This window comes from Streptomyces sp. MRC013, assembly GCF_023614235.1.
In the GTDB taxonomy this organism is placed as follows: Bacteria; Actinomycetota; Actinomycetes; order Streptomycetales; family Streptomycetaceae; genus Streptomyces.
Genome location: NZ_CP094264.1, coordinates 4,326,301 through 4,347,626 on the forward strand (window position 1 = coordinate 4,326,301; position 21,326 = coordinate 4,347,626).

The following is a 21,326-nucleotide window of genomic DNA, read 5'->3' on the forward strand; positions in this document are numbered from 1 at the left end:
GAGGACGGGCGTGCGCGGGGGCCCGGGGTAGGCCGACCGCTCTACGCGCGTCAATCTCTTGGGTGTGCGGGCAGCCTGTCAAGGGGCTCCCGGTGGACGGCGCCCGTCGGGCACGTGAACGCGGGAGGCGCCCCCGCGGGCGTCTAGGCTTGGAGGTCGCCCGGACCCGCACCGCCGTTCGCCCCGAGGAGACGCCGCCCATGCCCTCAGACCGTCCGACCCTCCCGCCGGTGCGGCTCCGACCGGAGGCCGAACTGGCGCGGGCCGCGCTGGCCGCCCCCGTGCTGGCGCGCGCCGTCCGGCTCGCCCGCTGGGCCGGACCGGAGACCCGGGTCGGCACGGACGGCGAACTCGTCGACGCGCAACTGGGAGCGGCCGCCGAGGCGCTGGGCCTCGCGGACGAGGAGGACGGGGAGGCGTGCGCGAGCGGGGCGTGGCGGGTCGCCGTCGACACGGGCCTCGTCGAGGTCCGCGGCCCCGGCGACGGCGGCACGGGCACCGTCATCGCCGGGGACGCCCTGCCGTTGGTGACCGGCGGGGCCCCGCGGGACGTGCTCGCCCTCTGGCTGGAGGGCCTGGAGACCGTGTTCGCCGACGCCGCGGCGCCCGTCGTGGACAGCTCCGGGGCGCCGGAGGTCCCGGCCGCGGCGGGGGGCGGCGCCGGTCCCGGCGCGCTCGACCGGAACACGGCGGCGGAGGCGGAGCTCCTGGACGAGGTGCTCGCCAACCTCTACGCGCTGACCGCGGCCGAGGGCGGGCCCGGCGACGGGCCGGTGCCGCTGCCCGCGCTCGCCGCCTCCGTCATCGTCCCCGACGGCATGACCGAGCCGACGGACGACGTGCTGCAGCAGGTCTCCCGGGCGATGATGCGGCTCGACGACCAGTTCCGGATCCTGGAGCCGACGGGGCTGGTCGAGTACCGGCCCGTGGACGAGGCCCTGATGGCGGAGGAGGCCCCCGACGAGCCCTCGCCCGCCGACCTCGACGAGGACGACGTCGCCCGGTACGGCATGGTGCGGCTCACCCCGCTCGGGCTGTACGGGGTCCGCAGCAGGCTGCTGGAGGCCGGGGTGGCCGCCCCGGCGGTCGGGGAACTCGCCGGCCGGGGCGCGGACGAACTGCTCGGCGCGGTCGGTGCCTTCCCGCCCGCGGCGGCGCGGGCCGAGACGGAGCGGTGGCTCGCCGGGCGCGAACCGGTCGCGGCGGCCCGCGAACTGCTCGCCGCGGCGAGGGGCGCCGACACCGGGTCGCCGCTGCGCCGGCTCCACTGCCAGCAGGCACTGTCCCTGGTGGGGCCCGGGGCGGAGCCCGCCGTGCGGGAGGTCCTCGACGACCCGGAACTGGGCGGGCTCGCCCGGGTGTGGCTCGCCGAGCGGGGCGCGGCGGACGTGCCGCCCCCGTCCGAGGCGATGGTCTTCTGGCTGGCCGTCGACACAATCGCCGCCCAGCTCGACGCCGACGGCGACCTGGAGGAACTCCAGGACCTCGTGGAGGGGCTGACGGGCGGTCACGGCGGCTTCTTCGACGAGGTGTGGCGCGTCGAGCACCCCTCGACGCCGGAGGTGCTGGAGGCGCTGGGGCGCCTGCACCGCGACAAGCGGATCGCGAAGGACGCCCGGAAGGCGGCCTTCAGGGCCCGCTCCCGCGCGGGCTCCTGAAGCCCGCCGGCCGCACCGGTCCCCGTACGGCCGGCGCCCCGCCCGGGAACCCGGCCGGGGCGCCGGCCCGTCAGAGGGCCTCCGCCGCCGGGCGGACCATGCCGCGCACCGTGCGGGCCTTCACGAACGTGCCCATCGCGGTCATCTCCCACTCGCCGGAGAACTGCCGGATCAGCTTGCACATCATGACGCCCGTCTGCGGTTCGGCGCCCGTCAGGTCGAAGCGGACCAGCTCGTCGCCCGTCGCCGCGTCGAGCAGCCGGCAGTACGCCTTCGCCACCTCGGTGAACTTCTGGCCGGAGAACGAGTTCACCGTGAAGACCAGGCCCGTCGCCTCGGCGGGCAGCCGACCCAGGTCGACCGTGATGACCTCGTCGTCGCCCGCTCCCTCTCCCGTCAGGTTGTCGCCGGAGTGGCGGACCGCGCCGCCGAGGACGGTCAGCTTGCCGAAGTAGCAGCTGTCCAGGTGGTCGCGGCGCGGCCCGTACGCGATGACGGACGCGTCCAGGTCGATGTCCTTGCCGCGGAACGCGGGCTCCCAGCCGAGGCCCATCTTGACCAGGGACAGCAGCGGGCGGCCGCCCTTCACCAGGGACACCGTCTGGTTCTTCCGGAGGCTCACCCGGCCCTTGTCCAGGTTGATCTTCCCGGACGCCGGCGGAGCGGCGGCCGGCGGCGGGGGAGCGGCGGCGGAACCGGCCCGCGCCCGGGGGGCGGCGGGGGCCGGGGCCGCGGGGGCCGGGGCCTGCGGCGGGGCCGCGGCCGGTGCTTCGTCGACGGTCACGCCGAAGTCGGTCGCGATGCCCGCCAGCCCGTTCGCGTACCCCTGGCCCACCGCACGGGCCTTCCAGGCACCGCCGCGCCGGTACACCTCGACGACGATCAGCGCCGTCTCCGCGCCGAGCCGGGGCGGGGTGAACGTCGCGAGCACGGCGCCGGAAGCGGCGTCGCGGATCGTCGCGGTCGGCTCGATGCCCTGGAACGTCTGCCCCGCGGCGTCCGGGCTCGCCGTGACGACGATCCGTTCGACGTCGGCGGGGACGGCGGCGGTGTCGACGGTGATCGTGTCGGGCGCCGCGCCGCCGCCGGACCGGTGGGTGACGCCGGGGGCCGACGGCTGGTTGTAGAAGACGAAGTCGTCGTCGGAGCGGACCTTGCCCCGGACGGTGAGCAGCAGGCCCGAGACGTCGAGCCGCACGGGGGCGGCGACGTCCACCGCCACGCGCGCGGCGGACAGGGGGATGTTCGAGCCGGGGGTCATAGCTGTCATGACCGCCATAACGACCGAACCCGCTCTGCCGTTCCCCCACCCGCCGCGTCCGGCGGGCGCGCCGGCCCCGGCGTCCACCGCCCGCCCCGCCCTCCCGTCCCACGGCGCCGCCCCGGCCCTCCCGCAGCGCCACCCCCGCCACCCGCGTCCGCCGCCCCGGCTCCCCGCGGGCGGGGCGGCTCACCCCGGGGTGACGAACCCCGACTCGTAGGCGGCGATCACCGCCTGCGTCCGGTCGCGGGCCCCCGTCTTCGCCAGTACGGCCGCCACGTGGGTCTTCACCGTCGCCGCCCCGACACCGAGCCGCGCGGCGATCTCCGCGTTCGCCAGCCCCGTCGCCATCAGCCGCAGCACGTCGGCCTCCCGCTCGGTCAGCCGCGCCACCCAGGGGGCGGCCGGCGCGGCCCCCCGCCGCCCGTACGCCGCGGCGAGGCCGCGCAGCGCCGCCGGGTACAGCAGGGAGTCGCCGCGCGCCGCCAGCCGCACCGCCGTCACCAGCTCCTCCGCACCCGCCCGCTTCAGCAGGAACCCGGCCGCGCCGACGCGCAGCGCGTCGTACACGTACTGGTCGTTCTCGAAGGTGGTGACGACCACGACCCGGGGCGGTTCCGGCATCGTCGCCAGGAGCTGCTCGGTGGCGCGGATCCCGTCGACCTCCGGCATGCGGACGTCCATCAGCACCACGTCGGGCCGCAGCCCGCGCACCACCGACACCGCCTCCGCGCCGGTCGAGGCCTCCCCGACGACCTCCATGTCCGGTTCGGCCGCCAGGATGACCCGCAGCGCGGTGCGGACCATCCGCTCGTCGTCGGCGAGCACCACGCGGATCACCGGCGGCCCCCCGCCAGCGGCAGGCGTGCGGTCAGCCGCCACACGGCGCCGTCCTCCGCGGGGCCGCCGACCGCGCGCCCGCCCAGCAGCGCCGCCCGTTCGGCGGCCCCGCGCAGCCCCCGGCCGCCTCCCGGCCGCACCGCAGGCGCCCGGCCGGCCAGTGGGTTCTCCATGGTGACCTCCAGTTCCCCGTCGGCCGCGCGCAGGCGCAGTGACACCGGCGCGGCCCCTCCGTGGCGCAGCGCGTTGCTGAGCCCCTCCTGCACGATCCGGTACGCCTCCCGGGAGACCGGCTCCGGCGCGGCGGCCACCGGGTCGCCCTCCAGCGCGCACGCCACCTCCAGGCCGCTGTGCGCGAGCAGTGTGTCCAGCGCCTCCAGGCCCGGCCCGGGCAGCTCCCCGTCGTCCTCGCCGTGCCGCAGCAGGCCCAGGACGGCGTCGAGTTCGCCGACCGTGCGGCGCGTCGTCTCCTCGATGGCCGTCAGCGCCTCGCGGAGGAAGGCGAGGTCGGGTCCGGGCGCGTCGAGGACCCGGCGCGCCGCGCCCGCCTGGAGGGTGACGGCGCTGAGCGCGTGGCCCACCGAGTCGTGCAGTTCGCGGGCGAGCCGGTTGCGCGCGGCGAGTTCGGCGGCGCGCCGCTCGGCCGCCGCCAGCCGGTCCGCGGGCGTCGGCCCGAGCAGCACCGGCGCCCACCGCGCCAGCAGCGCCCCCGCCGCGGCCGCGGCCGCGGCGAGCGCCAGCAGCATCAGCGGCCCGGCGGGCACCCCCAGGGCCACCCACCACTCGTGGTGCAGGCCCCACGCCCTGCCCGTCTCCGACTCCCGCAGGGCCGGTGAGAACGGCAGCGCCATCGTCACCACCGCGAACGGCGGCAGCGCCAGCGACGCCCCGCTCACCAGCCCGCCGAGCCCCACGTGCAGCGCGAACCAGGCGGCCGTCCGGGCCTTCGCCGCCCGCGACGCGGCCGGGGAGTCCGCGAGCAGCTCCGCCGGAACGCCGCACAGCACCCGTGCCGCCGCCACCGACATCGGCCGGACGAGCGGGACGACCCCCGTGAGCGCGGCCATCGGCAGCGCCAGCAGGTACGCCCCGAACTGATCCCCGGGCGCTCCGGCGAAGACGCCGGAGCGGTCCGTGAACGGCGACAGGAGAACCCCCGACAGCAGCCAGTACGGCATGAGCAGCGCGCCGCCCAGGACGAGGTGCGCCCAGCGCAGCCGCGCCCGGCGCCCCAGCAGCGCCGCCGCCGCCCGGCGCGCCCGCCCGCCCGCCGGGCGCGACCGGACGCTCACCCGGCGCGCCTGCGCAGGACCAGGGCCACGCACCCGGCCAGCGTCATCCCCGCGATCATGTCGCCAGCGTAGACGAGCGTCAGCAGCGCGGCGGGCTCCCCCGACGGACCGGCGACCGGCGCGAGCGCCGTGAGGAACCGCCAGCCGCCCCAGCAGCCCAGGGCCGCCGACCCGGCCCAGCCCGGCGCCAGCGGCAGCCACACCGGCAGCCCGCGGCCGCGCCGGAACACCAGCAGCCCGGTCCCGGCCGCCGCGGCCGCCGCGTACAGCACCTGCGCCGCCTCCAGGGCGCGGAAGCCCGCCGCACCGGCGGTCCGGAGCGCGGCGGGGCCCTCCGCGACCCCGGTCGCCCAGCCCAGGTGCACCGCGGTGGCCGGTACCAGGACCAGCCAGGCCACGACGGCGGCGGCCCGCGTCCCGGGGCCGGACACGCGCGGCGGGAGGTCCCGGACCGCACCCCGCCACAGGCGGCTCCACCGGCGCCGCGCGTACCGGACGAACAGCGCGCCCAGGGCGAGCCCCTGCACGAGGAAACCGCCGTACACGACCGTGAAGACCCATGCGTCGAGGAACGGCTCCGGCGGCCCCGCCGCGGGCCGCCCGCCCCCCACCAGCCCGGCGAGGGCGTTCAGCGGGAAACCGACCGCGATCGGCAGCAGCAGGCCCGTCGCCGCCCACGCGGGGAAGGCCGGCAGCCAGGCGGGCACCCGCTCCCCCCCACCGCTGGGTGAGGAGCAGCGTCAGCACGATCACCGCCGTGTCCATCAGCAGCGTCACGGTGTTGGCGGCCGCCACCAGCCGGGGATGCTCCAGCAGCAGGCTGCCCTCGGGTATGCCGACGCGGCTGCCGGCCAGCCAGGCGGTCTTCAGCGCCAGGTAGGGCAGGCAGGCGGCGATCGCGACGGCGCGCAGCACGCGGTCGGCGGCGCCGGGGCGGCGGGGGGCGGCGGGCGGGGTCCTCTGCATACCGTCCACCCTCCCGCCCGGCCGGCCCCGGCACCTCCTGCCGGCGGGCGATCCCCCTCCACCGCGCGGCGGAGGGGGATCGCCCGGGGTGGGACCGGCTCAGGCCGGCAGGGTCAGCAGCACCTCGCCGGTCTCCGCTCCCCGCGCGTGCGCCCAGCCCCGGTCGTACCCGGTGATCTCGAACCCGCACCTGCGCAGGACGCGGATCGAGCCGGCGTTGTCGGCGGCCGCACGCGCGTGGAGCGGGCGCTCGGGGACCAGGTCCAGCAGGGCGGCCAGGGCGGCGGTGGCGACGCCCCGCCCCCAGTGCGCGCGGTCGATCCAGTACGTCACCTCCCGCTCGCCGGGCGGGCCGTACACGGCGGCGTGCCCGGCCGGCACGCCGCCCGGGAGGACGATCCGGTTGACGTCCCCGGAGCCGAGGAGGCGCGCCCAGTGCGCGTCGAACGCGGCCCGGTCGCCGGAGCGCTCGGAGACGAAGGCCGCCATGCGGCGCGCCGACGGATCCCGCATCAACGCGAACAGGTAGTCGAGGTCGCCGGCGGTCACCGGCCGCAGCGACACGGGAGCACCGGAGCCCCCCGCCGCCGGGGCCCCGTGGGCGGGGCTCACCGCACCGGGGCGAAGTCGCGCGCCCCGACGAACTCCGGCCGCCGCGCCGGCGCCGCGAACGGCTCCACCGCCGTGTTCTCCACGCTGTTGAACACGAGGAAGACGTTGCTGCGCGGATACGGGGTGATGTTGTCGCCCGAGCCGTGCATCGCGTTGCAGTCGAACCACGTCGCCGACCCGGCCCGGCCCGTGAACAGCCGGATGCCGTGCGCGTCCGCCAGACGGGTCAGGGCCCCGTCCGACGGGGTGCCCGCGTCCTGCATCCGCAGGGACTTCCGGTAGTTGTCCTTCGGCGTCGCGCCCGCGCACCCGAGGAACGTCCGGTGCGACCCCGGCATGATCATCAGAGCGCCGTTGGTGTCGCGGTTGCGGGTCAGGGCGATCGACACCGACACGGTACGCATCCGCGGCAGCCCGTCCTCGGCGTGCCAGGTCTCGAAGTCCGAGTGCCAGAAGAACCCGGACGCCCCGAACCCGGGCTTCACGTTGATCCGCGACTGGTGGACGTACACCTCCGAGCCGAGGATCCGGCGCGCCGTGCCGGCCACCCGCTCGTCCCGCACCAGCTCCGCGAAGACCTCGCTGATCCGGTGCACCTCGAACACCGACCGCACGGCCTGCGAGCGGGGCTCCACGACGGACCGCTCGTCCGCCCGGAGGGCAGGGTCCGCGACCAGCCGGTCGAGCTCGGCCCGGTAGACCGCGACCTCCTCGTCGGCCAGCAGGTCCTCCACCGGCAGGAAGCCGTCCCGCTCGAACGCCTCCAGTTCCGGGTCCGGGGGTCCCCACACGACCGGGTCGCGGCGGGGCGTGACCGTCTCGGCCGTGCCGCGCGTGGGATACAGGTCCTCCACCGGTCAGTCCTCCTCCGTCAGCAGCGGGTAGACGCCGTTCTCGTCGTGGTCCTCCCGCCCCGTCACGGGCGGGTTGAAGACGCACACGCAGCGGAAGTCGGTCACGGTGCGCAGGGTGTGCCGCTCGTGCCCGTCGAGGAGGTACATCGTGCCGGGCCGGATCCGGTGCACCTCGCCCGTCCCGTGGTCGGTCAACTCCGCCTCCCCCTCGACGCACAGCACGGCCTCGACGTGGTTCGCGTACCACATGGACGTCTCGGTGCCCGCGTACAGCACCGTCTCGTGCAGGGAGAAGCCGACCTTCTCGCGGGCGAGCACGAGCCGCTTGCTCTCCCACGTCCCCGACGCGGACCTCACGTGGCGCTCGGTGTCCTCGATCTCCTGCAGCGATCGGACGATCACGGTGACTGCACCTCTCGTTTCGTTTCGTCCCTCGGCGTTCCCGAGGCCATCGGCGTCCTCGCGCGGGCGGGGCGGCCCCGCCGTTCAGGGGGCCGCGGTCTCGCGCACCGCGCGGGCCAGCGTGCGCAGCCCCTCGTCCAGCTCCCCGGGGGTGATGGTCAGCGGCGGCAGCAGCTTCACCACCTCGCTCTCCGGACCGGAGGTCTCCAGCAGCAGCCCCAGCTCGAACCCCCGCCGGCAGATCCGCGCGGCCCGCTCCTCCTCGGCGAACTGCAGACCCCACACGAGCCCGCGCCCCCGGTAGTGGGCGCCGTCCGCGGAGTTCTCGTCGCAGATCGTCAGCAGCGCCTGCTCCACCTGCTCGCCCCGTGCGAGGGTCTGCCGCTCCAGGCCGCCGTCCGCCCAGTACGCGCCGAGCGCGGCGGTCGCGGTGACGAACGCCGGGTTGTTGCCGCGGAAGGTGCCGTTGTGCTCGCCCGGTCCCCACACGTCCAGCTCCGGCCTGAACAGGCAGAGCGACATCGGCAGCCCGTAGCCGCTGATGGACTTGGAGACGGTGACGACGTCGGGCGTGATGCCGGCCTCCTCGAAGGAGAAGAAGCCGCCGGTGCGGCCGCAGCCCATCTGGATGTCGTCGACGATCAGCAGCATGTCGCGACGGTGGCACAGGTCCGCGAGCGCCCGCAGCCACTCGGTGCGGGCCACGTTGACGCCGCCTTCGCCCTGCACCGTCTCGACGATGACGGCGGCCGGCCGGTTGAGTCCGGAGCCGCTGTCCTCCAGGAGCCGCTCGAACCACAGGAAGTCCGGCACCCGCCCGTCGAGGTAGTTGTCGAACGGCATCGGCGTGCCGTGCACCAGCGGGACGCCCGCGCCGGCCCGCTTGAAGGCGTTGCCGGTGACGGCGAGCGAGCCGAGCGACATGCCGTGGAAGGCGTTGGTGAACGACACGATCGACTCCCGCCCCTTCACCTTCCGGGCCAGCTTCAGCGCCGCCTCCACGGCGTTGGTGCCGGTCGGGCCGGGGAACATCACCTTGTAGGGCAGCCCCCGGGGCCGCAGGACGAGTTCGTGGAACGCCTCCAGGAAGGCGCGCTTGGCCGTCGTCGCCATGTCGAGGCCGTGGGTGAGGCCGTCGCGCTCCAGGTAGTCGAGGAGGGCGCGTTTCAGCACGGGGTTGTTGTGGCCGTAGTTGAGGGAGCCGGCGCCGGCGAAGAAGTCCAGGTAGGTGCGGCCGTCCTCGTCGGTGAGGCGGGCGCCCTGCGCGCGGTCGAACACGGTGGGCCAGCCGCGGCAGTAGCTGCGCACCTCCGACTCCAGGGCCTCGAAGACGCTCAGGGGGAGACCGCGGCGCCGCGGTCCGGGCCCCGGGTGGAGGCGGTCCCGGCGGGGGAGGGGGCGTTGGCGGGGGGAGGAGGGCCCGGCGGACGGGGCGGTGGTCACGGCTGATCGCTCCTGGAGTGAGGGGAAGGGGGTCGGGCGGGCGGTGCGGGACCGCTCGGGGCTCAGCCGGTCGGGCCGGCGCCGGCGACGGGCCGGATGCGGTACAGCACCTCGGGCGCGTGGGTGCCCTCGGGGAACAGCCGGCCGTCGAAGAGGACCTCGCGCTCCAGCGCGGCGTCCCGGCGCTCGGCGAACGAGGTGAACAGCCGGTCGGACGCGGTGTTGTCCGGGGTGACGGTCGTCTCCAGGGTGTGGACGCCCCGGTCGGCGAGCCGCGCGGTCAGCGCGTCCAGCAGGGCCGCGGCCAGTCCGCGGCCGCGGTGCCCGCGGTCGACGGCGACCTGCCAGACGACCAGCGTCCCGGGCCGGTCGGGGCGCAGGTAGCCGGTGACGAACGCGACCGGCTCCCCGTCCCCGCCGCGTGCGACGAGGGACGTGGCGGCGAAGTCGCGGCACCACAGGAGGTAGCTGTAGGAGGAGTTCAGGTCCAGTACCTCGGAGTCGCGGGCTATTCGCCAGATGGCGGCTCCGTCCTCCACCCGCGGGCTTTCGATGAATTCGTGTCGGGCACGTGCAGCGTCTGCTTGTGCGGTGGTCATGCGGATCGAACTTACCCAGTGATTTCCCGGATTGCATCGGCGTGAGCCCTTGGGCGGAAAGCGTCGACGTGTTATCACGCGTACGCGGAGCGCGGGCGGAGGGAGCCGGAGTACGGATGGATTAGGGTGAAATGTACTGACGAAACGATCGCGATGTGGAATGCGTCACGCTGGCCGGATGTGTGTGACGCATCGTCAGGGAGGTTGCGGAATCGTTTCGGAAAACTCCTGTTTAGGATCGCGTCAAGCGGGCAGGAGAACGCGGGAAGCTACCCGCGAGAATGCGCCGTTAATGCGTTCGGAAGGCATCCGCATATCTGCGGGGGGACACACCGCCGTCCTCTTGTGCGACGCGCCGCACGGCCCCGGCGGCCCGCCCGGTGTCCGGGGCGGGCCACCGTGCCCGCGCTTCGCCGCCGCGTACCCCGCGGGTACGGTGCGGGCGGGCGGCGGACAGCGAGGGGCGGGTGGGTGCGGCCGTGGAACTGCGTCAGATGGAGTGCTTCGTCGCCGTGGCCGAGGAGTTCGGCCTCGACCGCGCGGCCGAGCGGCTGGGGGCGGCCGAGGCGGAGGTGGGCCGCCGGATCGAGGAACTGGAACGGGCGCTGGGTCTGCGCCTGTTCGACCGTGCGGCGCCGCCGCGGCACGTACGGCTCACCGCCGCGGGCGAGCGCCTGCTGCCCGAGGTGCGGGCCGCGCTCGCGGCGGTCGGCCGGGTGCGGGAGACCGCCGCGGGCATCGCCGGCGGCACCGGGGGACTGGTGCGCCTCGGCAGCAGCCGGGCCTTCGCCGACCGCGTGTACCGCGCGCTGGGTGCCCTCGCCGGGAGCCGGCCCGGGCTGCGGGTGCGGCTGGAGCGCGCGCCGCAGGAGGGGCGCCTCGCCGCCGTCCGCTCGGGCACGTTCGACGCGGCGCTCGTCCGGACGGTGCGCAGCGCGGAGGGGGTCGTGCTCCACCCCCTGTGGACCGAGCCGCTGTTCGCCGCCCTGCCGGCCGGGCACCCGCTCGCCTCGCTGGACGAGCCGCACCCGTCCCGGCTGGCGCGGCTGCCGCTGCGGCTGGCCCCCCGCGAGACGAACCCGGCCCTCCACGACCTGCTCGCGTCCGTCCTCCCGGACTGGACGCCCGGACCGCCGTTCACCACCCTCCGGGCGACCCTCGACGCCCTGGCCGCCGCCGCCGAACCGTCCTGGACGGTGTTCCACCCGGCGGGACCCCTGCCGCGCGACCGCCGCCTGGCCTTCCGCCCGCTGAGGGCGCCGCGCGTCCCGGTCTCCCTGGCCGTCCGGCCCGGCCGCCCCACCCCGGCCGTCCGGGCACTGCTGGAGGCGCTCGCTGCCACCGCCGAGCCCCCGCGCGGCCCGGCGCCCCGCTCCGGGGCCGCTCCGCCCGCACCCGGCCGGGACCGCCTCCGGCTGGTGTGACGCGCCGGAGACCGTGAGCACGGGAGGGCGTCTCACGCGGTGGGTTCTGCGAGCTTCTCGTAGCAGGTCGGCGCTGCCGCGGGTCCGGGGAGGTCCGGGGAGCGGCCGTTCCTTCGCTCGTACCGGACGGTCAGGCGACGTCGGCCGGACGTCCACGGGACCGACCGCTCGGTCTTCAGCGGTACCGGCCTTCCAGCGGTACCGGCCTTCCAGCGGTACCGGCCGAGGCGCTCGCCGGACTCGATGCCGGGGCGTACGCGGGAGGAGGCCCCGCTCGCGCAGCCACTTCAGCCGCTCGGCCGAGTGCGGTACGCCCTGCCGGCGCGGAGCCCGCCGGGGCCGTCCGCGGGGGCCGCGCCGGGAGCGGACGGCGGGTGCGCCCGGGGTCCACGACGGCAGCGCCCGGCTGACGTGGACGTTCGCGCCGAGGACGCCGAGCGCCGGTGGCGAGCCCTGCGCGTCGGACAGGACGTGGAGCCCGCCGCTCCTCTCGCCCCGGCCGACCGGATCGCGCCCGGTCGGCGCTCCTCTTCCCGTACGGGCGGAGGCGGCGCCCACGACCGCCGAGGTCCAGTCCACCCCGCCGCGGACTCCGGGTTCGTCCAGGACGGCCCGGTGCCGCCGCCACAGCCCGTTCCCGGTCCATGCGGAGGACCGGCGGTGCGCGGTCGCCGGCGGGACACCGGACGTCTCCGGCGGATGCCGCCGGGCACATCCGCCGGCCGGCACGGACCCCACGGCCGTGGACACCGCTCGCTCATCGACCGGGACCGTGCCCCCGCCCCGCGGACGGGGGGCGAACGAAGGCGACGACGGCGCGACGGGCGATCACGGTCCGTCGGGAACCGGCCGCTGCGACAAACCGGCGACCACGGCACGGCACCGTGCCGCCTCACCCTCGCACCACGTCGGACAAGCTCCGCAGTTCACGGTTCCCGGCGCGTCACACTGGTCGGAACCGGTGGGCACACCGTCCTGCAGGACGGCTCCGAGACGTCCCTGAGGGGCAGGGGCGTCGGTGCGGTGGACACGTCGAGGGCGGCGGTTAACCTGGGCCCATGTCTCCGAGCCCGTTGCCGGTCGAGGCGGAAGACGGAGCGCACCGCGCGGATCGAGCAGTCCTCTGGCGTCCGCCGGTGGCGGGCGTCGAGGTGCTGCACGCGTTTTTCCGACGTCACAGATATGCCCGTCACGCCCACGAGGGCATGACGCTCGCCCTGGTCGATTCCGGGGCCGCCGCGTTCGAGTGCGCGGGCCGAGAGCACGTGGTGCCGGCCGGCGCCGCCTTCGTCATCAGACCGGGAGAACCCCACACCGGCCGAGCGGCCACCCCCGAGGGTTACCGGTACCGCGTGCTGTACGTCGAGCCCGGCTTCGCAGGTGAAATGCTCGGCTCGCCGACCGCGACATCCCGCCTGCCGGACAGCGGGAGACTGCCCGGTGCCCGGCTGGTCCGCTCCCTGGCGCGAGCCCATGACGCGCTCGCCTCCCACGCGTCGGCCCTCGCCCGTGAGACCGCGCTGCTGGACGTCGGCCGCGCCCTGGCCGACCAGGTCTCCGCCGGTTCCGACCGCGTCGATCCGGCCGGGCGGATGACGCGAGTCGCGCGCACCGCACGTGACTACCTCCATGCGCACCCGGATGAGGACATCACGCTCGGACGACTCGCCCGTATCTGCGGGGTCAGCGTTCACCACCTCGTCCGCACCTTCTCCGCCTCAGTGGGAATGTCGCCGCACGCCTACCAGACGCAGTTAAGGGTCTGGCGGGCGCGAACGCTCCTCTTCGAGGGGGTGCGGCCCGTCGACGTGGCACACCGCACGGGCTTCTACGACCAGGCGCACTTCACCCGCGTCTTCAAACGCCATACGGGGGTGACCCCCGGCCGGTTCCTGCGGGGCGATACGGGGCTTTCGGGTAGCCGGACGCGGGGTTGACGAGGTCCCAGCGCATCGGATGCGCGCGGGGAGCGAACGGCATCCGGCGGTCGTCGCCCGGCCCGGGGACGGAACCGCGGGGACCAGCCGCCCGCCGCGCCCCGGCCACCGAAGAGAACGGCCGGGGCGCGGCGCTGCTGTTCCCCGCGGACGGATCTGCCGCGCGAGTACGGCGCGGTCGGTGTACGGGGCGTTCAGCCCGTGCACGCGCCGGAGCCGTCCGGCCCGGGTCCGGCGGCCACCGCCCCGCGCGCAACGGCGGCGCCGGGGGAGGCGGGACCGGCTCGGCCCCGGTCCCCACCGCGGCGGGTGGCGGCAGGTTCGAGGGCCGTGCGCAGCTCGTCACCTCGTTCCCCCACCCGCATCAATTTCCTACAAGACCACCCGGCTGGCGTCGGTGCATCATGTGTCGGCTGATCGCGAGGAGCCGGCCGCAGCGGCCGGAGTGGAGGCACGATGTCGGTGAAACAGCGGATGTCGCCGCATTCGACAGCCGTCCTGGCCGTTCTGGCCGGGTCCACGCTGTTCGGAACGAGTGGTGTGGCCCGGGCCCTGGGACCGGGGGCGTCGCCGTCGGCGGTGGGAGCCGCCCGGGTGCTGGTGGGCGGACTCCTCCTGGTGTGCCTGGCGGTCTGCCAGCGAAACCGTTTCACGGTGGCGCGGAGCTTCCCGGGTACCACCGTGTTGCTGGGGGCCTCGGTCGCGGTCTACCAAACCTGTTACTTCAGTGGGATCAGCCGTGTCGGCGTTGCGATGGGGTCGATCGTCACGGTGGCCACGGTGCCTGTGGCCACCGGTGTGGCCGCCTACCTGCTGCGCAAGGAGAAGCCGACGGGTCGCTGGTACGCGGCGACCGTCTTGGCCGTCGCCGGCTTGGCCGCGTCGAGTGGTGTGGCGGGAGAGGCCGAAGCTGACGCCCTGGGATTCGCACTGTGCCTGACCGCAGGGAGCAGCGTGTCCCTGTACACCGTGCTCAGCCGTGAACTGCTCGACGCGGGAGCGCTGGTCACCGAGGTGACGACGATTGCCGTCGCCCTGTCCGGGATGCTGCTGCTCCCCGTGCTCCTGGTTTCCGACCCCGCGTGGCTGGCCACCCCTTCAGGGGCGCTGACGGCGCTTTACCTGGGACTGTTCACCAGCGCTCTTGCTTTCTGGCTCAACGCCCGCGGGCTGAGGAGGGTCCCGGCCACCGCCGTAGCCACCCTCAATCTCGCGGAGCCTCTGGCCGCGGTGATCCTGGCGTTCGTAGTGCTGGATGAGCGGCCGTCGGCGACGCAGGTGGTGGGAGCCTCGGCAATATGCGCAGGGCTGCTCATCCTGACCCGGCAGCCCCGGCACGCCGCTCCCGAAGACGGAGGCGGAACCCGTTCGGGGACGGCACCTCCCGGGACCGGCGGTTTCCCCCAAGCGGCGCACGGCGGCGTGGGCACCGCCGGACGGCCACGGAAGGGAACACGACACGGAACCGCTGAAGGACGCTTCACCCCATGGGCACCCCACCACGTCCGATGCGGACACGAGGACCGCAGTCGTTCTCCGGGACGACCCACGGGACTGGCAGAAGCTGAACGTCACCGCCTTCACCACCGGTGGCACCGCAGGGACGGCCCCCGACGTCGGGGAGCCGTACACCGGCGAGGTCGTCCGAGGCGCGATCAGGCACCCCTGAGCGGGACGCGGCGGCGATCACGCCGACGACCGCGACGTCTCGCGCGCTACGGGCCTTCACCGACACCGACGGGAAGCCGCCCGGCGGCCGTCACCGGCGCCAGGACCCCGCCGCGGCCGCCCGCGCCGCCTGCGGGTCCGCCGGGCGGCCCAGCCCCGCCAGGGCGGTGCCCAGGGCGTCCAGGCAGGCCCGTACCGCCTCCGGGGTGGCGGCCGGACCGTAGTGGTTCACGCGGACCATCTCGCGAGCCAGCGCCCCGCCGCCCGCCGCCAGCGGCGCCGACGGGTCCGCCGCCAGCGCCCTCGCCACCAGTTCGGCGGCGTCCACCCCGGCCGGGGCGCGCAGCGTGGTCGCCACCGGCGCGGCCTCGGACGCCTCGCGCACGTACGGCTCCAGGCCGGCGCCCAGGGCCACCGCCCCGGCCCGGGCCGCCGCCGCGGCCGACGCGTGGCGGGCCTCCAGCACCGGCAGGCCGCCCTGCGCGTCGACCCGCTGCAGGCACGCCTCCAGCGCCAGCATCTCCAGCTGCGCCGGGGCGTGCGGCAGCACCCGCCGTCCCGCGTCGATCCAGCGCTCCTTCCAGTCGAGGAGCGACAGGTACGAGCGGCGCGGCGCCCCCGGGTTGGCGGCGAACCGCTCCCAGGCCCGGTCGCTCACCGACACCGCCGAGACGCCCGCCGGGCCGCCCAGCGCCTTCTGCGCGCCGATCACGCACAGGTCGACGCCCCACGCGTCGGGCAGCAGCGGCTCGGCTCCCACCGACGCCACCGCGTCCAGCATGAACAGTGCGCCGTGGGCCCGCACGACCTCGCCGATCTCCGCGACCGGGTTGGTGTTGCCGGTCGCCGCCTCGGCGTGCACCAGCGACACGAAGTCGGTCTCCGGGTGTGCGGCCAGCGCCCGCTCCACGTCCTCGGCGGCGACCGCCGTGTGGAACGGCACCTCCAGGTCGACCACCGTCGCCCCGCAGTCGCGCAGCCAGTGGCCGAAGGTCTGCCCGTACGGGCCGGTCACGACGTTCAGCGCGGTCGAGCCGGGCCGCGCGCCGCCGCGGACGCAGCCCTCCAGCGGCAGCAGCGCCTCGCCCTGCGCGATCACCACGTCCTGCCCGGTGGCGAGGAGGGCGGCCACGCGCCGCTCGACGGCGGCGAAGCGGTCCGCGGTCAGCGGCGGCAGGTCCAGGAAGGGGTGGGAACGGGTCACGTCGGCTGCTCTCTCCACATCTCGTACGGTCGTGCGTTCGGTTCGGGGTACGGGCGCCCTGTCGAGCGTACCCAGCCCCCTCGTACAGTGCGGGCATGAGCGATCGCAGGGTGGTACTGCATGTGAAGGGGCGGGTGCTCGTCGGCCCGGAGGACGTCCGCGACGAGGTGTGGGTCGTCGGCGGCCGGGTCACCCACACCCGGCCCACCGGGCCCCTCGCCGCCGACGTGCGCACGGTGACCGGCTGGGCGCTGCCCGGCCTGGTCGACGCGCACTGCCACGTCGGCCTCGACGCGCACGGCGCCGTGGACGCCGGGACCAGCGAGAAGCAGGCGCTGGCCGAACGCGACGCGGGCGCGCTCCTCCTGCGCGACGCCGGGTCCGCCGCCGACACCCGGTGGATCGACGACCGGGACGACCTGCCGAAGATCATCCGCGCGGGCCGGCACATCGCCCGCACCCGCCGCTACATCCGCAACTACGCCCACGAGATCGAGCCCGCCGACCTCGTCGCGTACGTGGCGCGCGAGGCCCGCCGGGGGGACGGCTGGGTGAAGCTCGTCGGCGACTGGATCGACCGCGACGCGGGCGACCTGACCGCCTGCTGGCCGCGGGCCGAGGTCGAGGCGGCCATCGCGGAGGCCCACCGGCTCGGCGCCCGCGTCACCGCCCACTGCTTCGCCGAGGAGTCCCTGCGCGACCTGGTGGAGGCGGGCATCGACTGCGTGGAACACGCCACGGGCCTCACCGAGGACACGATCCCGCTCTTCGCCGAGCGCGGGGTCGCGATCGTGCCGACGCTGGTCAACATCGCCACCTTCCCGCACCTCGCCGCCGGGGGAGGCGAAGTTCCCGCGCTGGGCGGACCACATGCGCCGGCTGCACGAGCGCCGCTACGACACGGTCCGCGCCGCCTACGACGCCGGTGTGCCGGTCTTCGTCGGCACCGACGCGGGCGGGTCCATCGCGCACGGGCTGGTGGCGTCGGAGGTGGCCGAACTCGTCAAGGCCGGCATCCCGGCCCTCGACGCGCTGTCCGCCACGACCTGGGGCGCCCGCGCCTGGCTGGGGCGCCCCGCCCTGGAGGAGGGCGCCCCGGCCGACCTGGTCGTCTACGACGAGGACCCCCGCGCCGACGTCCGCGTCCTGGCGGCGCCCCGGCGGGTGGTCCTCGACGGCCGCGTCGTCGTCTGAGCCGCGGGGCTCAGCGGCTGAGGAACGCCAGCCGCGCCCGCTTCTCCACGAGGTGGACCTCCGGGAGCACGACCTCCGGGAGGACCACCTCGGGGCCGAGTGCGAAGCCGCTGCGCTCCAGCAGCGCGAGGGCCTTGCCGTTCGCCGCGTCCGGCTCGGCCACCATCCGCTCGTGGGTGCTCAGGCAGTACGGGACGAGGGCCTCCAGCAGGTGCGCGGTGAAGCCGGGCTCGGGCGCGGTGGCGGGCGCCAGCAGCAGGTGGACGCCGATGTCGCCGGGGAGCGCCTCGTAGCACTCGGAGACCCGGTCGGCCCGCGGGTCGTAGGTCTGGAACAACGCGACCGGCACGTCGTCGCGGTGCACCAGGTACGCGTGGTGCGTGGTGAGCGAGTCCAGGTGCGCGTAGATCTCCCGCACCTCCTCCACGTCCGCGTCCCGCATGCCCCAGAACCGGGCGCGCTCCTCGCTCACCCAGGAGTGCAGCAGCGGGGCGTCCCGGTCCGGGTTGACCGGGGTGAGGCGGACCGTGCCGAAGCCGTCGACGGCGTGCTCGTACACGGTGGGGCGCGGGTCTGTGCCGGTGGTCATGCGGGGTGCTCCTTGTCGAGCCGGTTCCAGTCGGTGATCACGGGGACGAGGCCGCCGCGCAGCCACAGCGGCAGCTGGTCGCGCTCGTGCGGGTCGCCGGGGACGCCCGACGCGCCGAACGGCACCACCCACAGGCTGTCCTCACGGCGCGCCAGGTCCCAGACGTAGCGGGCGGCCGGGCCGCGGGCGCCGCGGTCGGTGACGCCGGGCACGCTCGACGTGGACAGGACGCAGTCGTGGTCGCCGTCCAGGCCCGGCCACGCGGCGTCGTCCCCGTCCGGCAGCGCCGCCCACGGGGCGAGCCGGTGCGTGGCGCCCCAGGGGCCGGCCGGGGGCGCGGCGGCGACCTCCGCCAGGGCGGCCCGTACGGCGCCGGCCCGGTCGGCGGGGGGCACGGGCCCGGACGTCAGCAGGGTCTCCAGGGCGTACGCGACGCGCGGGACCAGCGCCATCCACGGCGAGAACAGCGCCGGGTACGCCGGGGTGCGGGCCAGCGGTGCGAGCACCGGGTGCGCGGCGAGCCGGCGTACGACGGCGCCGCGCACGGCGGCGTACAGCGCGGCGTCGGTGCTGTCGGCGTCCATGCGCCGGTCCCAGCGCAGCAGCCGGTCGCGCAGGGCCGCCGCGTCCGCGGGGAGTCCGTCCAGGCGGGCGGCGAGGGCCAGCAGCGGGCGGGCCGAGGCGAGCCGCGTGTCGGTGTGCACGGCCGCCATGCCGGGCGCCGTCCACTCCCGCGACGCCTCCAGGAGGCGGGCGATGCGCTCGGCGCGGTGCGGCGGCGCGAACTCGACGCCCAGCGGCGCGGCGAGCCCGCGCGCGTTCGCCATCACGGCGAAGCCGTCCACGGCGGCGCGGGGGAGCGGCTCGAACCGGCCCCGCCACGCGTGGGCGGGCTCCCAGGCGGGGACGACCCGCAGCAGGTTGTCCCGGGGCCGTACGGGGACGTGCCCGGCGACCCGGTGGAGGGTGCCGCCCCGGGTGTCGGCGGCCTGCACGACGTTCACGGGCTCCACCCACCGGTCGAAGGCCCGGTCCACGTCGTCGACGGTCCGCGCGCAGAGCAGCGCGGGCAGCGCGGCGAAGCCCAGGTCCCCGGTGACGCGGGGCGGGTGGCGCAGGCTGATCGCGCCGCCCTCGCCGTCGTCCGGGACGATCACCGGGCCGCGTTCGGTCTCCACGACCTCGACGGCGACCGGGTCGGCCCCCTTCACCTCGACGGTCTCGGTGTGGGCGTGGGCGGGCCGCCACCCGTCCGGACCGAGCGCCTCCGGGGTGCCGTCGGCGCGGCGGCGCAACCGCTCGCGGTAGAGGTCCTGGTAGTCGGCCATGGCGTTGGTGATGGCCCAGGCGACGGTGCCGGTGTGGCCGAAGTGCGCGAGGCCGGGGACGCCGGGCACGGCCAGGCCGACCACGTCGTACCCGGGGCAGGCGAGCCGGATCTGCTGGTAGACGCCGGGCGCCTCGATGAACCGGTGCGGGTCGCCCGCCAGGAGGGCGGCGCCGGTGGCGGTCCGGTCGGCGTCGACCAGCCAGCCGTTGCTGCCGGAGGTGCCGGGGCCGTCCGTGGCGAACAGCTCGATCGCCTCCTCGCCGAGCGTGCGGGCGACGTGCTCGCGCCACAGCTTGGTCGGGAAGCCGGCGAAGAGGACGTGGGTCGACAGCCAGACGCCCAGCGGGACCCAGGGCTCCCAGGTGCCCGGTACGAGGCCGGCGGCCGCGAACTCGCGGCTGCGGCGGGCGCCTTCGGCGAGGCCCGCGTTGACCCCGTCCGTGTAGGCCGCGACCCAGGCGCGGGTCGCGTCGTCCAACCGGCCGAGGCAGCGCCGGGCGGTGTCGGCGAGACGGGTGCGGCGGGCGAAGACGTCCCACTCGACGGCTTCCGGGCCGAGGAACGCGGCCGTCGTGCCCTGGACGCGGTGCCGTTCGACCTCCAGCTGCCACGCCCGGTCGCGGGCCGTGACGAGGCCCTGGGCGCGGGCGAGTCCGCGCGGATCGTCGGCGCGCAGGTGCGGGATGCCCCAGGGGTCCCGGTAGACCTCGATGCTCACTCTTGTCCTGATCTCTTTAGGTAAGGCTGCCCTAACTTAACCTCTCGGCGCCTTCGAGGCAATCCGGCCGCCCGCCGATGCGAACACGTGACCGTAAACAACTCTTCGGAGTGAACTCATGTCAGGTTCCTGTGGGACGCCCCTGTCCACAGGAGGATTCCGGTGTCCCGGGCCGCCGCCGCACACGTGTCCCAGCGACACACGTCCCCGTGCGCGCCTCACGGCGGCCCCTGTCCTGCCTTGGAGTTCCACCATCGTGAACAGCTCCACCTTCCGTACCCACGCGACCGCCGCGGCCGCGACCGCCGCCGCCGTGGCCGTCCTGGGCACGGTGACGGCCCCGGCGGCGCTCGCCGCGCCCGCGGCCCCGAGCGCCCGCGCCACCGTCCTGCGCGCCGGTCTGGACGTCTCCCTCCTCGACGGCGTCCGCGTGCCGGTGAACGCCTCCCTCAACGAGGTCAAGGCCCCGGCCGCGGCCGACCGGACCTCGCTCAGCGTCCGGGTCGACGGCGTCGACCGCAACAGGCCCGTCCAGATGCTGCGTGCCGACGTGGCGTCGGCGAAGGCCACCGCCGACACCTCGGGCGCGGAGGGCTCCGTGAAGCTCGTCGGCGCCCGGGTGCACGTTCCCGGCCTGCCCCTGCTGTCCGTCGTCGAGGCCGAGCAGGTCACCGCCCGCGCCGTGTGCCGCGCCGGCTCCGCGCCGACCGCCGAGGCGAACCTGCTCGGCACGGTGACCGCCCTCGGCAAGCGCGTCACGCTCACCCCGGGCCACCGCAGCACCGTCCGGGTGCAGGGGGTCGGCGAGGTCGTCCTCGACCTCTCCCGGCGCACCACCACGTCCGCCTCGGCGGCGGCGACCGCCCTGGAGCTCAAGGTGGCCGTCAACCCGCTCGACCTGAACGTCTCCAAGGTCACCGGCACGGTCACCCTCGCCGAGGCCGGCTGCGAGATGCCGGCGTCCGCCCCGGGCGCGCCGGCCCCCACCCCGCCGCAGGGGCCGGGTGCGCCCGGCCCGTCGGACACGGGCGCCGCGCCGGCCCCCTCCGGTACGGGCGCCGCGCCGGACCCGTCCGCCGCGCCCGGCGACGGCAACGACCCCTCCCCCGCGGGCGGCGACGCCCCCGCCGACGGCGGCAACCTGGCGGAGACCGGCGGAAGCTCCGGCACGCCCTACCTGGCGGCCGGGGCGGCGGCCCTGCTGGTGGCGGGGGCCGTGGCGCTGAAGTACGCCCGGCGCGCCCGCTCCTGACGCGTCCCGCACGGTTCCGGCCGGCCCTCGCCGGCCGGAACCGTGCGGGTCCACCCTCCGCTCCGGCCGTCCGCCCACCGCTC

General features: G+C 76.0%; 17 protein-coding genes and 2 pseudogenes. 7 read left to right on the forward strand and 12 right to left on the reverse strand.

The window, feature by feature from the left end; genetic code table 11:
• Nucleotides 1-200: 200 nt before the first annotated feature.
• Nucleotides 201-1,658: a hypothetical protein gene (locus LUW75_RS19625; RefSeq protein WP_250336789.1), complete on the forward strand. Its 1,458-nt coding sequence runs from the start codon at nucleotides 201-203 to the stop codon at nucleotides 1,656-1,658.
• Nucleotides 1,659-1,728: 70 nt separating this feature from the next.
• Here LUW75_RS19625 and LUW75_RS19630 read toward each other — a convergent pair whose 3' ends face one another.
• From LUW75_RS19630 to LUW75_RS19645, 4 genes are all read right to left on the reverse strand, one after another.
• Nucleotides 1,729-2,928, reverse strand: a complete 1,200-nt coding sequence (locus tag LUW75_RS19630) for a TerD family protein (protein ID WP_250336790.1) — start codon at nucleotides 2,926-2,928, stop codon at nucleotides 1,729-1,731.
• A 180-nt stretch (nucleotides 2,929-3,108) separates the two neighbouring features.
• Nucleotides 3,109-3,756: a response regulator transcription factor gene (locus LUW75_RS19635; RefSeq protein ID WP_284453881.1), complete on the reverse strand. Its 648-nt coding sequence runs from the start codon at nucleotides 3,754-3,756 to the stop codon at nucleotides 3,109-3,111.
• Entirely contained in the window at nucleotides 3,756-5,051 is a 1,296-nt protein-coding gene (locus tag LUW75_RS19640) for a sensor histidine kinase (protein WP_250336791.1), read from the reverse strand. Before LUW75_RS19640 ends, LUW75_RS19635 begins: the two co-directional genes overlap by 1 nt.
• The gene (locus tag LUW75_RS19645) at nucleotides 5,048-5,758 is read right to left on the reverse strand and encodes a hypothetical protein (RefSeq protein ID WP_250336792.1); all 711 of its coding nucleotides are present in this window, start codon (nucleotides 5,756-5,758) and stop codon (nucleotides 5,048-5,050) included. The genes LUW75_RS19640 and LUW75_RS19645 overlap by 4 nt, the downstream gene beginning before the upstream one ends.
• Before the next feature lie 50 nt (nucleotides 5,759-5,808).
• On the opposite strand from LUW75_RS19645, the gene LUW75_RS24385 reads away from it, so the two are divergent.
• Nucleotides 5,809-5,931 carry a hypothetical protein gene (locus LUW75_RS24385; RefSeq protein ID WP_284453849.1) on the forward strand — a complete coding sequence of 41 codons (123 nt, stop codon included), beginning with the start codon at nucleotides 5,809-5,811 and terminating at the stop codon, nucleotides 5,929-5,931.
• Between the two features lie 185 nt (nucleotides 5,932-6,116).
• On the opposite strand, the gene LUW75_RS19650 is transcribed toward LUW75_RS24385, so the two are convergent.
• The 5 genes from LUW75_RS19650 to ectA form a co-directional block, all read right to left on the reverse strand.
• Nucleotides 6,117-6,581 carry a GNAT family N-acetyltransferase gene (locus tag LUW75_RS19650; protein ID WP_284453850.1) on the reverse strand — a complete coding sequence of 155 codons (465 nt, stop codon included), beginning with the start codon at nucleotides 6,579-6,581 and terminating at the stop codon, nucleotides 6,117-6,119.
• 44 nt (nucleotides 6,582-6,625) lie between these two features.
• On the reverse strand, nucleotides 6,626-7,483 hold the full coding sequence (gene thpD / locus LUW75_RS19655) for an ectoine hydroxylase (protein ID WP_250336793.1): 858 nt from the start codon (nucleotides 7,481-7,483) through the stop codon (nucleotides 6,626-6,628).
• Between the two features lie 3 nt (nucleotides 7,484-7,486).
• Nucleotides 7,487-7,885 (reverse strand): ectoine synthase, encoded by a 399-nt coding sequence (locus LUW75_RS19660; RefSeq protein WP_250336794.1) that lies wholly within the window; start codon nucleotides 7,883-7,885, stop codon nucleotides 7,487-7,489.
• 84 nt (nucleotides 7,886-7,969) lie between these two features.
• On the reverse strand, nucleotides 7,970-9,223 hold the full coding sequence (gene ectB, locus LUW75_RS19665) for a diaminobutyrate--2-oxoglutarate transaminase (RefSeq protein ID WP_250337739.1): 1,254 nt from the start codon (nucleotides 9,221-9,223) through the stop codon (nucleotides 7,970-7,972).
• A gap of 167 nt (nucleotides 9,224-9,390) precedes the next feature.
• The gene (gene ectA / locus LUW75_RS19670; RefSeq protein WP_250336795.1) at nucleotides 9,391-9,927 is read right to left on the reverse strand and encodes a diaminobutyrate acetyltransferase; all 537 of its coding nucleotides are present in this window, start codon (nucleotides 9,925-9,927) and stop codon (nucleotides 9,391-9,393) included.
• 479 nt (nucleotides 9,928-10,406) lie between these two features.
• Here ectA and LUW75_RS19675 point away from each other — a divergent pair, with 479 nt between their 5' ends.
• The 3 genes and pseudogenes from LUW75_RS19675 to LUW75_RS24755 form a co-directional block, all read left to right on the forward strand.
• Nucleotides 10,407-11,351, forward strand: a complete 945-nt coding sequence (locus LUW75_RS19675; protein WP_250336796.1) for a LysR family transcriptional regulator — start codon at nucleotides 10,407-10,409, stop codon at nucleotides 11,349-11,351.
• Nucleotides 11,352-12,409: 1,058 nt separating this feature from the next.
• On the forward strand, nucleotides 12,410-13,288 hold the full coding sequence (locus tag LUW75_RS19680; RefSeq protein WP_250336797.1) for a helix-turn-helix transcriptional regulator: 879 nt from the start codon (nucleotides 12,410-12,412) through the stop codon (nucleotides 13,286-13,288).
• A gap of 474 nt (nucleotides 13,289-13,762) precedes the next feature.
• Nucleotides 13,763-14,599 (forward strand): annotated as a pseudogene (locus LUW75_RS24755) (DMT family transporter); the annotation flags it as partial.
• 448 nt (nucleotides 14,600-15,047) lie between these two features.
• Here LUW75_RS24755 and LUW75_RS19685 read toward each other — a convergent pair.
• On the reverse strand, nucleotides 15,048-16,160 hold the full coding sequence (locus LUW75_RS19685) for a pyridoxal-phosphate-dependent aminotransferase family protein (RefSeq protein ID WP_250337740.1): 1,113 nt from the start codon (nucleotides 16,158-16,160) through the stop codon (nucleotides 15,048-15,050).
• A 95-nt stretch (nucleotides 16,161-16,255) separates the two neighbouring features.
• Here LUW75_RS19685 and LUW75_RS19690 point away from each other — a divergent pair.
• Nucleotides 16,256-17,354 (forward strand): annotated as a pseudogene (locus LUW75_RS19690) (amidohydrolase family protein).
• A gap of 10 nt (nucleotides 17,355-17,364) precedes the next feature.
• On the opposite strand, the gene LUW75_RS19695 reads toward LUW75_RS19690, so the two are convergent.
• Nucleotides 17,365-17,943 carry a GNAT family N-acetyltransferase gene (locus tag LUW75_RS19695; protein ID WP_250336798.1) on the reverse strand — a complete coding sequence of 193 codons (579 nt, stop codon included), beginning with the start codon at nucleotides 17,941-17,943 and terminating at the stop codon, nucleotides 17,365-17,367.
• Nucleotides 17,940-19,991 carry a penicillin acylase family protein gene (locus tag LUW75_RS19700; RefSeq protein WP_250336799.1) on the reverse strand — a complete coding sequence of 684 codons (2,052 nt, stop codon included), beginning with the start codon at nucleotides 19,989-19,991 and terminating at the stop codon, nucleotides 17,940-17,942. The genes LUW75_RS19695 and LUW75_RS19700 overlap by 4 nt, the downstream gene beginning before the upstream one ends.
• A gap of 256 nt (nucleotides 19,992-20,247) precedes the next feature.
• On the opposite strand from LUW75_RS19700, the gene LUW75_RS19705 reads away from it, so the two are divergent.
• Entirely contained in the window at nucleotides 20,248-21,243 is a 996-nt protein-coding gene (locus LUW75_RS19705) for an SCO1860 family LAETG-anchored protein (protein ID WP_250336800.1), read from the forward strand.
• Nucleotides 21,244-21,326: the final 83 nt, after the last annotated feature.

Excerpts from the sequence above, each read along its gene's own strand:
- ectA (WP_250336795.1), bottom strand. The coding sequence starts at position 9,927 with ATGACCACCGCACAAGCAGACGCTGCACGTGCCCGACACGAATTCATC.
- LUW75_RS19680 (WP_250336797.1), top strand. The coding sequence starts at position 12,410 with ATGTCTCCGAGCCCGTTGCCGGTCGAGGCGGAAGACGGAGCGCACCGC.
- LUW75_RS19630 (WP_250336790.1), bottom strand. The coding sequence starts at position 2,928 with ATGACAGCTATGACCCCCGGCTCGAACATCCCCCTGTCCGCCGCGCGC.
- LUW75_RS19695 (WP_250336798.1), bottom strand. The coding sequence starts at position 17,943 with ATGACCACCGGCACAGACCCGCGCCCCACCGTGTACGAGCACGCCGTC.
- LUW75_RS19625 (WP_250336789.1), top strand. The coding sequence starts at position 201 with ATGCCCTCAGACCGTCCGACCCTCCCGCCGGTGCGGCTCCGACCGGAG.